The following is a 13044-nucleotide window of genomic DNA, read 5'->3' as shown; positions in this document are numbered from 1 at the left end:
AGGTCAGTGAGGCGTTACGCCGCCTGGGCGGTCCGGCGCATGCGCCAGAAGCGCAGGGTGCGCAGCGCCGCGTCGCGGGTCAGTTCGCCGTACAGGCGGCCGTAGGCTGCGGCCTTGCCCATTGGATTGTCTTCCGACCCCAGAATGGCCACGGCGTAGGTCAGATAGACGGCCCGATCCATGTCGGCCGCCTTGCAGACCACCGACAGGGCGTCCAGATCCTTGCGCTCGACGATGCCGCGCGCGGTGTGGAAGTCGATTTCGGCCAGTTTCGACAGGGCGATCAGGAACTGGGTCTTGGCGTTGGAGCGCAGGAAACGGATCAGGGTCTGGGGCGTCAGCTGCCCGGCCGCCTGAAGCTCGTCGATATAGGCCAGATTCTCGACGTAGTCGGCGGGCAGGGAGCCGTCGTGGGTGGCGACGCGGGTGCGGCCGGCGGTCAGCGCCGCCTCGAGCAGGGCCGGGTCCATACGGGCGTTCTGTTCCAGAATCTGGTGACGCAGGCGGGCCTCGACGACGAAATACATCTCGTTCAGCAGGTCGGCGGGCAGGCTCTGGCGCTCGACCGTAGCGGCGTGCAGGGCCGGATTGGCCTTGGCGCGTTCGACGGCGGTTTCGGACGCCGCGCGCGACAACCGGGCGCCGTCGTTTCGCAGCAGGGTGTCCAGCGTGTGGTCGTCGCCGTGTTCGACGATGACGTCCGACACGGCCTCCGACACGGTCGCGCGACCCGAGACGGCGCGCAGATGGCCCTGGCTGCGCTTGCGCACGATCTGGATCAGGTCGTCGTCGGTCAGGACGGTGGAGGCGCGCAGCACCTCTTCAGCGACTTCGATCTCGTCGTCGGCGAAGCGTCGGATCAGGCTGTGGGGCGCATTGGGGGCGTGGGCGAACCGCGTGGCCAGCTCGGCGCGAACCGCGACCTCCATCTCGTCGGACAGTTTGGCCAGCACGGCGCCGTAAAGCACGTTCTCATTGGCGTTGGGGGCGGGCACGCCGAAGAAATGCTCGGTCAGTTCGCGCAGAAGCAGGCGGCGCTTTTCGCTGGACTCCTCGCTGGCCAGCCCAATGAGCTCCGGCAGGCGCGAGCCCTTGATCTCGGCGGGTTCGATCACGGCGCGATCGCTCATGGCAGGTTGTCGGCTTCAGTCTGGGGCACGGCGCGCAGGGTGCCGTTGGCGTTGCGGATCAGGGCGGGCGGACCGTCCGGCTGGGCCAGGTCGCTGGATTGCGGCGTCTGGGCCATCTGGACGGGCATGGCATCGAGATAGGTCTGTTGCGGCGCGGGAATGGCGTCGGGGTGACGGCCGGCCTGGCGGTGGACCGAATAGTAGCGGGCGCTGTTGTCGCCGGCTGTGGGCGTCTGGGCGGCCTGGCCGCTGGCGGCGACGGCGGCGGCGTCCAGCGGCGCGCCGGCCTGGGGCCGCTGCAGGCGATAGATGGGGGCGTCGCGGCGTGGGGCCATCGGATCGGCGACCGCCGCCTGAGCCGGCTGAGGCGCGGGCTGCGGCTCGGCCTGCGCGGCCTGCTGCGGGACGGGCGCAGGCTCGGCCTGCATCTTAGGTTCAGGCTGAGGCTGAGGCGCGGAGGTTTGCGGCTCCGGAACATAGGGCGAGGGCGCGACGCGCGTCGCCGTCGCCGGGGCGGTTTCTACGGGTGCGGCCCCTACGGGCACACTATGCGCAGGCTCGGCCTGCGTCGGCGCGCGCTGGGGCATCCAGGCGCTGGCGGGCGTCAGGCCGTTGCTGCGCGGCGTGGCGATCGAGGGGGTGACCGAGGGGACGGGCGACAGGCGGGCCAGGGGCATGGCGCCGGGCAGGGTGCGATTGGCGGCGGTCACGGTCGGGGCGGGCGTCTCGGCCTGGATGACGGCGGGCGTCGGCGTCGCAAGGGCGGCGACCGGAGGCTTGCCGGGCCACGACAGGTAGCGCAGGCCTGAGGCGTTGGTCGGCGCCTGCTGGGCCACGGCGGCGCCAGCCGCCAGATTGGCGGCGGTCAGGACGATCGAAACTGCGAGGGCGCGGCGCATGGCGGCTCTTCGGAGAGGAATTCCAGCGCACACACTACGGATCGACCCCTTAATCCCGCGCTAATGTGAAGCCGGGATTCGACAACGACTGCGTGTCAGCCGCGACCGGGCAGATAGTTGTCGGTGAAGGCGTCGCGCCAGTTCAGACCGGCTTCGTAAACCCCCGCTTTCGAGGTCACGTCGAAGAAGGCCTGCCAGCGGTCCTCGGTCAGGGCGCCCAGGCCGTAAAGCGCCGCGTCGCCGCCATCGACGATGGCGTAGTCGCGTAGGCGCTCGCGGGCCTGGTCCAGCAGGCCTTGCGTCATGTCCGGGTTGTCCTTGCGGATCAAGGCGTCGGCGGCCGAGGCGTCGCCCCGGATGTAGTCGCGCCAGCCCTCGGCCGATGCGGCGATGAAGCTGCGCAGCGCCGCCGCATTGTCCCGGGCGAAGGCGTTGGGCGCCAGGACCATGGCGGCGTAGGAGGGATAGCCCTCGTCGGCCAGCAGAAAGACGCGCGGGTCGAAATCGGCCGCCTGTTCGATGGCGTAGGGATCGCTGGTCAGATAGCCCTGCTGCACCGCCCGCGCATTGGCGATGAAGGCGGCGGGGTCGTAGGCGAAGGGGCGCAGTTGTTCGTCGGTGAAGCCGTATTTGGCCTTCAGCCACACCCAGAAGGTGCTGATCCCGGCCTCGGACAACAGGAAGGGTCGGCCGGCCAGATCGGCGATGGTTTCCAGCGCCGCGTCGGGATGGGCCATCAGGACCTGCGGGTCCTTCTGGAAGAAGGCGGCGACCGCCTTCACCGGCGCGCCGGACGCGACCAGATTCAGGGGGATGAAGCTGTTGGAGCCCATGCCCAGTTCGACCGCGCCGGTGGCCAGCAGGTGCGGCACGTTCACGCCCGGCCCGCCCTGGACGATCTGGACGTTCAGCCCGCGCTTCTCATAGGCCCCGCTGGCGAGCGCCTGATAGAAGCCGCCCTGTTCGGCCTGGGCGCGCCAGTCGGTGGCGAAACGCAGGCGCACGCGGCCCTGTTCGTCCACCGGCGCCTCGGCCCGTCCGCAGGCCCGAAGCCCGATCGCTCCCGCCGCCACAGCCGCCCCGCCCGCGATCAGCGCACGGCGACGGGTCAGCAGGCGATTCCCCAACAAGCTCATGCCCCTGACTTACGGGGCGATAGGGGCCTTGGGAAGGCGGGGCGTCAGTCGGCCGCGTTGTCGTCCGACCTGTCGCCTCGGACCGGCTCTCCGCTGACCGGATTGGTGGGCAGGACGTAGCGGACGGGCACGACGCAGCGGACGCCGAAAGTGTTGGACGGTTCGGCGCGGCCCGATTGGACCGTGCGACGGCCGCTGTCGCCAAAGGCGGCGGCGGGTTGGGCGTCGATGATCTGGACATTGCCGACCTGGCCCCAGGTCGCGAGATCGAACCGCACCAGGGCCCAGCCCTCGATCCCGCGCTCGCGAAAGGCGATAGGGAAGGAATCCGGGGCGCCGCGCGCCTGCAACCGCGAGCGGACTTCGGCCGGACAGTTTTGCAGCGGGTCGTCCTCACGCTCGGGCAGGGCCGGCGCAGGCAGGCGGTCGCCGCCCCGGTGGAAGTTGAAGACGCAACCTTTCAGCGGCACGCCGCCTTGGACGACGGTGTTCGAGAGGGCGCGACGTGTCTCTGCGTCGAAGGCGGCGTCGCCGGACGAGCCCAGGGTTTCCACGTCCACAGCCCGGCCCTCAGCGTCTACGTCCCAACGCAGGACGGTCCAGGACCGACCACCAGGCGGTGGCCGTTGGCCGACCCTGTCGTCGGGGTGGCTGACGGTGCGCGGCGAGCGGCCGCCGCGACGATCCCCGCCGCAGTTGGCGTCTGGGCCAGCCAGGCGCGCGGCGACGGCGTCGCGGAGCGGACCACGCGTACGGGTGACGGCGAAGTATCGCAGCAGGTCGTTCTTACTCGCTTCGGCCACGGGCTTGGCGATGTAGCGGATTGTCAGGCGGCAATTACTGAGAGGCCCGCCTGCGAAGCGCCAGGCGGCAAGGGCGGCCTGTTCCTGATCGGAGGGAATTCTCGCCGGAATGACGATTTCATCGATTGGATCGGCCAACGATGCGGGACGGATGTCGCGGGTGCGCCCCGTCTCATCGACGGCGAAGTTCAGGACCACCTCGGGCTTCTGCAGGACGGACCCGTTGGAATAGTGGCGTGTGGATTCGATCCGGAGATCATCGGCATACGCTGGTCGGAGCGTCGCACCATCACACGTGACTTCGGTTGTGGGAATCTGAAGAAGGGTCGGCTCGATCGTCCGTTCACCTCGCCTGACGCTATCGACGCGAACCGGAGGCGTCTCAAGAGGTCGCGTCGCCTGATCGGTCGTGTTGGCCAAGGCCGATGTCGTTGTCAGGGTCAGGCCGAGGCCGAACAGGATCGCGCGCATGGGTGCCTCCGTCTGCACTCCATGGGTGCATCTGGCGCGGCGGCTGTCTAGCGTGATTTCGTGAAGTTAGCGCCGAATTGAGCGAGGGGACGAAGCGTGCGGGCGGACCCGTCAGCTTCGTCCCCTCGCCAAGTCCGGGTTGGACTTGGCCGTTCGGGTCTGGACCTTGGCTTCAGCGTCGTTTCGGGCGAACCCGAAAGGGCGGTCGGCTTTATCCTGTCGCGCTCCTGGTCTTCGGCGTTCCGCAGATTGCGCTGCGTCGTCCGTCGATCCCGATCCGGTTCTCCTGTCTGTCGTCGATCCGAAGACCGTCGAGGACTGGAGCCTGGATCCCGCCTGTCGCACGTTACGATCCGAAGATCGCCCGAAGCGCCGGGTCGGAGAGCCGGGCCGGTTCGCTGGAGGTCCAGGTCTCCCTGGATTTCCGCTGCCCCGTGTCCCTTGGCCTGTTGACGTTCGGACGAAACCGGCTATGAGGCAAGCGCCCGAACTCGCCCCGATGTTCGTCATTGGCCCGGCGGCGGTGGACAAGCCTGTGAACATCGGTGGACGGATCAAATTCGCGATTGCGGATCAGCGACTTGCCTTGTCCACAGAAACCCGGCGATAGACGCCTATGTTCGGTGTCGGACACATTGCGTGCAACCCAGCGGGGGCGCTTCGGGTTCTAGGCGCAGCGGACGACGGTCCTCGGGGGAATTGAGTGTCTATCAGCGGGTCTGACCACGCCTTGTCTATCGGCATCAATCGCAGCCAATTTGCGCAGATGTTCGCGCATGCGCCGGGGTTCATGGCGCTGCTGACCGGGCCGGAACACCGGTTCGAGCTGACCAATCCCAACTACCAGAAGGTGATCGGCCACCGCGAGGTGGTCGGGCGCACGGTGGCCGAGGTGCTGCCCGATGCGGTGGCGCAAGGGTATCTGGATCTGCTGGACCAGGTTTACCGCACCGGCGAACCGCACCAGGCCGAAAGCGCGCGCTATGCCGTTCAGGCCGAACCGGGCGGCGAGGTGGTGGAGCGTTACCTCGACTTCGTCTACCAGCCGCTGAAGGATGCCCAGGGTCAGGTCTGGGGCATCTTCGTGCAAGGGATGGACGTCTCGGATCGCCACCGCGCGGACCAGGCGCTGGCGCTGAGCGAAGCGCGATACGGCGCCGTGTTCGAGGCGATGGCGACGGGCTTCTGCGTCATCGAGATGAAGTTCGACGCGGCGGATCGGGCGGTCGATTACAAGATCGTCGAGGGCAACAAGGCCTTCGAGGAGATGACCGGCCTGGTCGACCCTTACGGCAAATGGGTCAGCGAGATCGCGCCGGGGTTGGAACAGCATTGGTTCGACCTGTACGGCGGGGTGGCGCGCACGGGCGAGCCGGTCCGCTTCGAGAACCCGGCCGACATCTTCGGTCGCTGGTATGATGTGCAGGCGCTGCGGATCGGCCAGCCGGGCGCCTGGCAGGTCGCCATCCTGTTCAACAACATCACCGAGCGCAAACAGAGCGAGACGCGCCAGAACGCGCTGCTGGAGCTGAACGACGCGATCCGCGACCTGACCGACGCCGGCGATATCGCCCAGGCCTCCGCCCAGGTTCTGGCCCGCACCATGGGCGTCAGCCGGGCCGGATACGGCACCGTGGACACCGGCGCCGAGACCATCACCATCGCGCGCGACTTCAACCAGCCGGGGGTGAACAGCATCGCCGGCGTCCTGTCGTTCCGCGACTACGGGTCCTATATCGAGGACATCAAGCGCGGCGAGACGGTGGCGATCGACGACGTCGCCCGCGATCCGCGCACGGCTGATACGGCCGAGGCTTTGAAGGCCATCAGCGCCGAGTCGTTCGTCAACATGCCGCTGATGGAACAGGGGCGGGTGGTGGCGATGGTCTTCGTCAACCATGCGACGGCGCGTCACTATACCGACAGCGACCTGCGCCTGATGCGCGAGGTGGCCGAACGGGTTCGCACGGCGACCGAGCGCGCCCGAAGCGAGGCGGCCCTGCGCGACAGCGAGGCCCAGTTCCGGGTCTTCGCCCAGGCCACGCCGATCCAGATATGGGCCAGCTGGTCGGATGGGTCGCTGTATTGGTTCAACCCCCAGGTCTATGCCTACTCCGGCCTTGCAGAGGGCGCGTTGGACGGCACGACCGGGTGGGGCAAGATCGTTCATCCGGACGACCTGGACTGGGCGTCCGAGCGATGGGTCCAGGCCCTGGCCAGCGGCCAAGTCTATGAGAACGAGTTCCGCATACGCCGCCACGACGGCGTCTATCGCACCTTCATGGTGCGGGCCGAGCCCGTCCACGACGAAGAGGGTCGGATCACCCGCTGGGTCGGGTCCAACACCGACATCGAGGATCTGCGCCGCCAGTCGGCCGAACTGGCGCGGTTCAACGAGACCCTGGAAGAACAGGTCGCCGAACGCACCAGCGCCCTGATGCAGGCCGAGGAGGCGCTGCGCCAGAGCCAGAAGATGGAGGCGGTCGGCCAGCTGACCGGCGGCATCGCCCACGACTTCAACAACCTGTTGGCCGGCATCAGCGGCAGCCTGGAGCTGATCACCAACCGCATCGCGCAGGGGCGTCATGCCGAGGTGGAGCGGTTCACGGTGGCGGCGCAGGGGGCGGCGAAACGCGCGGCGGCCCTGACGCACCGGCTGCTGGCCTTCTCGCGGCGTCAGACCCTGGATCCCAAGCCGACCGATCCCAACCGCCTGATCCGCGGGATGGAGGATCTGGTGCGGCGCACGACCGGGCCGGGCATCGAGGTCGAGGTGGTCGCCGGCGCCGGCCTGTGGCCCGTGCTGATCGACGCGCACCAGCTGGAAAACGCGGTGCTGAACCTGTGTATCAATGCACGCGACGCCATGCCGAGCGGGGGGCGTCTGACGATCGAAACCGGCAATCGCTGGATCGACGCGCGCACGGCCAAGGCCCAGGATCTGGAGCCGGGCCAATATGTCTCCATCTGCGTCAGCGACACCGGCACGGGCATGGCGCCCGAAGTGGCGGCGCGCGCGTTCGAGCCCTTCTTCACCACCAAGCCGCTGGGCGAGGGGACGGGCCTGGGCCTGTCGATGATCTATGGCTTCGTGCGCCAGTCGGGAGGGCAGGTGCGGATCTATTCCGAGGCGGGCGAGGGGGCGATGGTGTGCCTGTATCTGCCGCGCCACTTCGGCGAGGTGGACGACGCCGACCTGATCCCCGAGGTCGAACAGGCCCCGCGCGCCCAGGCCGGCGAGACGGTCATGGTCGTGGACGACGAGCCGACGGTGCGGATGCTGGTCGCCGAAATCCTGCATGAGCTGGGCTATCAGTGCATCGAGGCGTCTGACGGCGTGGCGGGGCTGAAGCTGCTGCAATCGGGGGCGCGGATCGACCTGCTGGTGACCGATGTGGGTCTGCCGGGCGGGATGAACGGGCGTCAGATGGCGGATGCGGCGCGGATCGATCGGCCGGACCTGAAGGTGCTGTTCATCACCGGCTATGCCGAGAATGCGGTGGTCGGCAACGGGCACCTGGACCCCGGCATGCACGTGATGACCAAGCCCTTCGCCATGGAGGCGCTGGGCAGCCGGATCCGCGAACTGATCGAGAATTAGGTCGGATCGTTAAGCGTTGATCGCGTCCCAGATCGTCATTCCGGGGCGTCCGAAGGACGAACCCGGAAGCCAGGAGGCGTTTCTGGATGTCGGATCGGCGGGCGTTGGGGGCTGCGGCCCTGGGTTCCGGGTTCCTCGCTGCGCTCGGCCCGGAATGACGAAAAGCCCACTCGCTGATCTAAAGCCGGGCGTTCAGCCAGGTGCGGATCGCCTTGCGCGCGCCGCGCGCGGCCGGGCCGCCGAAATGCAGGAAGCCGTGCGGGGTCTCGGGCACGCGGATCAGGTCGGCGTCCGAAGCCTCGCCCCAGCGCGTGGCCATCAACAGACTGTCTTCGAACAGAGGGTCCTGCTCGCCGGCGAGGAACAGGGCGGGCGGCAGGCCGGTCAGGTCGGCATACAGGGGCGAGACGTCGGGCTGGCGCAAGGCCGCCTCGTCGCGATCCGGCGCCAGGCGCGCCAGATCGGCCTGCATCGTCGGGCCGTTGAACAGCAGGGTCTCCGGCCCGGCCGAGCGCACGCTTTCGGTGCCCGACAGGTCGAAGACGCCGTAGGTGAAGACGCAGCCCTTCACCAGATCGATCAGCCCCTGGTCGCGCAGGGCGACGGCGGTGAGGGCGGCCAAATGTCCGCCGGCGGATTCGCCCGCCAGAAACAGGGTCGAGGCGCCCAGGCGATCGACATTGGTGACCGTCCAGTAGGCGGCGGCCAGACAGTCGTCGATGGCGGCGTCGATATAGATCTGGCGCCGTTCGGACAGCAGGCGATAATCCACCGAGACGACGCAGAAGCCGTGGTGCGCCAGATGGGCGTTCAGCCGGTCGTTCAGCCCGGCGCTGCCCAGCACCCAGCCGCCGCCGTGGATGTCCAGAATGACGGCGCGCGGCGTGCCCGTCGGATGCAGGATGCGTAAGGGAACGGGGTGATCGCCGTCCGTCTGGACGATCTCGACCGTGACGCCGCGCTTTTTGAGACGCGGCGTGGTGACCCGTCCGGCGGCGGCGTCCAGCCACAGCGACAGCCGCTGGCCCGCATCGATCCGCCAGCCGTCTGTGCGCAGACGCGGCGCGCGGGCGAGGACGGCGTTGATCCGCCGCACCGCCGCCTGCTGGGGTGGGGCGAATTCGACGAGGTGGCTGCGCAGGGTCATGAAGCTTGAGTGTGCAGCGGCGGGTTTGGTTTCAAATCGGGGCCTTTGGCCTAGCCTCGTCAGCCACGACAAAGCCGGTTATCGTCCGCCCCATGAAACGGCTCACCCCCTTCGGCGTCCTGTTGATCTTTGGCCTGATCGGGCTTTTGACGGGCAAGTTCGGCCTGTGGTTTGCGTTCGGCCTGGTCGCCTGCATCGCCGTCAGCGTGATGCAGAACCGGAGCGCGGCGAAGACGCCGCCCGGGGATTCGGACAGTCAGGGTTAGGCCCTCAAGCCGTCCTCGCCGGGTGACCAGCCGTTCGGTCCCTACCCCGCCAGGGCCGCCTTCTTCTCTTCCAGCTCCAGCCATTCCAGTTCGGCGGATTCCAGCTCGGTGCGGGCTTTTTCGGCGGCCTTCATGGCGGCGTCGAAGGCCTTGGGGTCGCGGGCGTAGAGGCCGGGGTCGGCCAGGGTCGCATCGTGTTTGGCGATGGTCGCGGGCAACGCATCGATCAGGGCTTCCAGCTCCTTCAGGCGGTGGGCGTCCTTGAAGGAGAGTTTGGCGGTTTTCTTTTGAGTGGCGAGTGGCGAGTGGCGAGTGGCGAGAGCCTTGTCCGCGCCAGTCGTTTGTTCCGCCTTCTTCTTCTCGCCACTCGTCACTCGTGACTCGCCACTCAGAAAGCCGGGGTTCTGGCGGATGAAGTCGGTCCAGCCGCCGGGGGTCTCGACGATGTCGCCGCGCCCGTTAAGGGCCAGGGTCGAGGTGGACAGCCGGTCGATGAAATCGCGGTCGTGGGAAACCAGGATCAGGGTGCCGTCATAGCCCTCCAGCAGCTCTTCCAGCTTGTCCAACGTGTCCATGTCCAGGTCGTTGGTCGGTTCGTCCAGGATCAGCAGATTGGCCGGCTTGGCCAGCGCCCTGGCCAGCAGCAGGCGGTTGCGCTCGCCGCCCGACAGGGTCGAGATCGGCTGGCGCAGCTGGGCCTCGGAGAACAGGAAGTCCTTGGCGTAGGCGGCGACGTGTTTGGACACGCCGCGCACCAGAATGCTGTCGCCGCCGCCCGGCGTCAGGGCGTCCCACAGGGTCATGTCCGACTTCAGCCCCTCGCGAGACTGGTCCAGATAGACCGGCTCCAGGTTCGCGCCCATGCGCACCGTGCCCTCGTCGGGCGCCAGTTCGCCCAGCAGGGTCTTGACCAGGGTGGTCTTGCCCGCGCCGTTGGGACCGACGATGCCCAGACGGTCGCCGCGGATGATGCGGGTGGTCAGGTCCTTGAACAGGGTGCGGCCGTTGAAGCCCTTTGAGACATGCTTGATCTCGGCGACCAGCTTGCCCGAGGTCGAGCCGGAATCGACGCCGAGATACAGTTCGCGCGGCACGTCCTTCATCTTCTCGGCCCGTTCGGCGCGCAGCGCCTGAAGCGAGCGGGCTCGGCCTTCGTTGCGACTGCGGCGAGCGGTGATGGAGGAGTAGAAGGTGGCGGTCTCGCGCTCGATGGTCTTGGTCAGGCGGCGCAGGGATTCGGCCTCTTCCTCCAGCACCTTGGAGGACCATTCGTCGAACTCGACAAAGCCCTTGTTCAGGGTGCGGACCCGACGGCCTTCCAGCCAGTGGACGGTGTTGGTGACGCGGTTCAGGAAGGCGCGATCGTGGCTGACGACCAGCAGGGCGAAGCGGGCCTGGATCAACTCGTTCTCCAGCAGTTCGATGGCCAGGATGTCGAGGTGGTTGGTCGGCTCGTCCAGCAGCAGCAGGTCGGGCTCTTCGGCGAAGGCCTTGGCGAGCGCCGCGCGGCGGGTTTCGCCGCCAGACAGGCCTTGGGTGGACTTCGCCGGGTTCAGGCCGAAGGTTTCCAGCCAGCTTTCGGCCGTCCAGGTCTCGGCCTCGCCCGACGACGCATAGTCCAGCAGGGTTTCGCCGGTGATGACCGGCTCTTGCGGCACATAGGCGAAGCGGACGGCGGACTGGATGGAGCGGTCGCCACTGTCGGGCTCGATCAGGCCCATGACGACCTTCATCAGGGTGGACTTGCCCGCGCCGTTGCGCCCCACCAGGGCGGCGCGGCTGCGCGGTTCGACCGCGAGGTCGACGCCGTCGAAGAGGGGGCGCTGGCCGTCCTGAAGACGGACGTCCTTGAGTGCGACGAGAGGGGGTCTGGCTGCCATGTGACTTTCGATCCTCCCCCGCGGGCGGGGGAGGGGTACCGCGCACGGCGCGGTGGAGGGGGCGGAAACGGGTGTGATCTAAGGGTTGTGATGCAGATATTCCACCTGAAAGGTCTGTGGGATGTTCGCCCCCTCCACCGCTTCGCGGTCCCCCTCCCCCGCCCGCGGGGGAGGATCAGCCTCGGTTGACAGTTACCGTCCGGTTGGTATGTAGCGTGGATGGATAGCACCACACGCCGTCGCGCGCCTGACGACACCCGCGCCGAGATTATCGAAAAGGCGCTGGAGGTCGCCGCCGAGTTGGGGGCGTCAGGCTTTACGCTGGATGCGGTGGCGGCGCGGACGAGCGTCAGCAAGGGCGCCCTGCTGCATCATTTCCCCAGCAAGATCGCGCTGTTGGAAGGGATGGTCGATCATCTGGGGCGGATGCATACGGACACGATCCTGGCCGAGGCCGCGCGCGATCCCGAACCCTATGGCCGGAATGCGCGGGCCTATCTGAGGGCGACGGTCAATGAGCCGGTGACGCCGCAGGACGTCAGCATCGGTCGGGTCATCATGGCCGCCTGCGCCATCGATCCGGCGTTGGCGCAACGCTGGAACGGCTGGATCGACAAGGTGAAGGTGGACGATCCCAGCGATCCGGTCGGGGCGGACGACGCCCTGATGCTGAGGCTGATCGCCGACGGGCTGTGGATGTCGGACCTGTTCGGCACCCATGCGGTGTCGCCGGAACAGAGGCAGGCGCTGCTGTCGCTGCTGACACCCGGCCATCCGATCACGGCGAACGACGCATGAGTCTCGTGACCTGGGCCGCGCTGCTCGGCGCCATCGCGCTGGAGGTGGCGGGCACGACGATGCTGCAGGCCTCGCAGCAGTTCACGCGGGTCTGGCCGACGGCGGGAATGGGGGTCTGCTACGGCCTGGCCTTCTATCTGCTGTCGATCGCCTTACGGCAGATGCCGGTGGGGATCGCCTATGCGATCTGGAGCGGGTTGGGGGTGGTGCTGATCTCGGTTATCGGGGCGGTGGTGTTCCGTCAGAGGCTGGACATGCCGGCGATGGTCGGGCTGGCGATGATCATTGGCGGAGTCGTGGTGATCAACCTGTTTTCCAAGACCGTCGGGCATTGAAACGATCCTCCCCCGCGGGCGGGGGAGGGGGACCGCGAAGCGGTGGAGGGGGCGGAAGCGGGCTGGGTGTCAGACGGTCGGCGCAGCGCGCGTCCTTGCCCCCTCCACCACGCTACGCGCGGTCCCCCTCGTGAACGGGGGAGGATCTAGAGGGACAGGATGAATTCGGCGACGGCGTCCGGGTCGTTCAGGACGGCGGTGGCGGGGATGCGGATCGTGCGGACATCCTTGTCGGCCAGCCAGGCATCGCGGCGGGCGTCGCGGGCGAGATCGTGCTGCTGGCCGTCGATTTCGATGCAGAGCCGGTCTCTGGCGCGGTAGAAATCCAGGATGAAGGGGCCGAGGCCGTGCTGCCGACGAAAGCCGTTGCCTCGAATACGCTGCCAGATCAGGACTTCCGGCAAAGACATCGACCGGCGGAGACTTCTGGCGCGTTTTTGGGTAAGGACCGGCGCTCTCATGGAGCGTATCACCATCACAAGCTGTGCTTTTGGCAAGGGGATGCGTCGCGCATGGTGCGGCGCCCGCCCCCTCCACCCCCTCGGGTCAAGCCCGAGGGCTAAAGGCGCGGTCCCCCT

General features: G+C 67.9%; 11 protein-coding genes. 4 read left to right on the top strand and 7 right to left on the bottom strand.

The genetic code is table 11. The features are described 5' to 3' along the window. Positions 1-14: 14 nt before the first annotated feature. From O2K97_RS14210 to O2K97_RS14195, 4 genes are all read right to left on the bottom strand, one after another. Positions 15-1130, bottom strand: coding sequence for a DUF2336 domain-containing protein (locus O2K97_RS14210; RefSeq protein ID WP_269219765.1), 1116 nt, complete (start codon positions 1128-1130; stop codon positions 15-17). Further along, entirely contained in the window at positions 1127-2029 is a 903-nt protein-coding gene (locus tag O2K97_RS14205; RefSeq protein WP_269219764.1) for a hypothetical protein, read from the bottom strand. Before O2K97_RS14205 ends, O2K97_RS14210 begins: the two co-directional genes overlap by 4 nt. Positions 2030-2124: 95 nt before the next feature. Further along, the gene (locus O2K97_RS14200) at positions 2125-3165 is read right to left on the bottom strand and encodes an ABC transporter substrate-binding protein (protein ID WP_269219763.1); all 1041 of its coding nucleotides are present in this window, start codon (positions 3163-3165) and stop codon (positions 2125-2127) included. Positions 3166-3209: 44 nt separating this feature from the next. Continuing rightward, the gene (locus O2K97_RS14195) at positions 3210-4439 is read right to left on the bottom strand and encodes a TonB family protein (RefSeq protein ID WP_269219762.1); all 1230 of its coding nucleotides are present in this window, start codon (positions 4437-4439) and stop codon (positions 3210-3212) included. 790 nt (positions 4440-5229) lie between these two features. Here O2K97_RS14195 and O2K97_RS14190 point away from each other — a divergent pair. Next, complete coding sequence (locus O2K97_RS14190) at positions 5230-8040, top strand: PAS domain S-box protein (RefSeq protein ID WP_269219761.1); 2811 nt, start codon at positions 5230-5232, stop codon at positions 8038-8040. 178 nt (positions 8041-8218) lie between these two features. On the opposite strand, the gene O2K97_RS14185 is transcribed toward O2K97_RS14190, so the two are convergent. After that, on the bottom strand, positions 8219-9187 hold the full coding sequence (locus O2K97_RS14185) for an alpha/beta hydrolase (protein WP_269219760.1): 969 nt from the start codon (positions 9185-9187) through the stop codon (positions 8219-8221). Positions 9188-9279: 92 nt separating this feature from the next. Here O2K97_RS14185 and O2K97_RS14180 point away from each other — a divergent pair, with 92 nt between their 5' ends. Beyond that, complete coding sequence (locus O2K97_RS14180; RefSeq protein WP_269219759.1) at positions 9280-9453, top strand: hypothetical protein; 174 nt, start codon at positions 9280-9282, stop codon at positions 9451-9453. Positions 9454-9494: 41 nt separating this feature from the next. On the opposite strand, the gene O2K97_RS14175 is transcribed toward O2K97_RS14180, so the two are convergent. Continuing rightward, a complete protein-coding gene (locus tag O2K97_RS14175; protein ID WP_269219758.1) occupies positions 9495-11333 on the bottom strand; it encodes an ABC-F family ATP-binding cassette domain-containing protein in 1839 nt (612 codons plus the stop codon). Between the two features lie 219 nt (positions 11334-11552). Between O2K97_RS14175 and O2K97_RS14170 the strand changes: the two genes are divergently transcribed. Together O2K97_RS14170 and O2K97_RS14165 are read left to right on the top strand one after the other, a co-directional pair. Further along, positions 11553-12131, top strand: a complete 579-nt coding sequence (locus tag O2K97_RS14170; RefSeq protein WP_137721040.1) for a TetR/AcrR family transcriptional regulator — start codon at positions 11553-11555, stop codon at positions 12129-12131. Further along, positions 12128-12466, top strand: coding sequence for a DMT family transporter (locus O2K97_RS14165; protein WP_269219757.1), 339 nt, complete (start codon positions 12128-12130; stop codon positions 12464-12466). Before O2K97_RS14170 ends, O2K97_RS14165 begins: the two co-directional genes overlap by 4 nt. 146 nt (positions 12467-12612) lie before the next feature. On the opposite strand, the gene O2K97_RS14160 is transcribed toward O2K97_RS14165, so the two are convergent. Continuing rightward, positions 12613-12927: an endonuclease domain-containing protein gene (locus tag O2K97_RS14160; RefSeq protein ID WP_269219756.1), complete on the bottom strand. Its 315-nt coding sequence runs from the start codon at positions 12925-12927 to the stop codon at positions 12613-12615. Between the last annotated feature and the right edge of the window lie 117 nt (positions 12928-13044).

Origin of the sequence: Brevundimonas vesicularis (genome assembly GCF_027105095.1) — a bacterium.
GTDB lineage: Bacteria > Pseudomonadota > Alphaproteobacteria > Caulobacterales > Caulobacteraceae > Brevundimonas > Brevundimonas vesicularis_E.
This window is presented reverse-complemented; position numbering and strand designations above follow the sequence as displayed.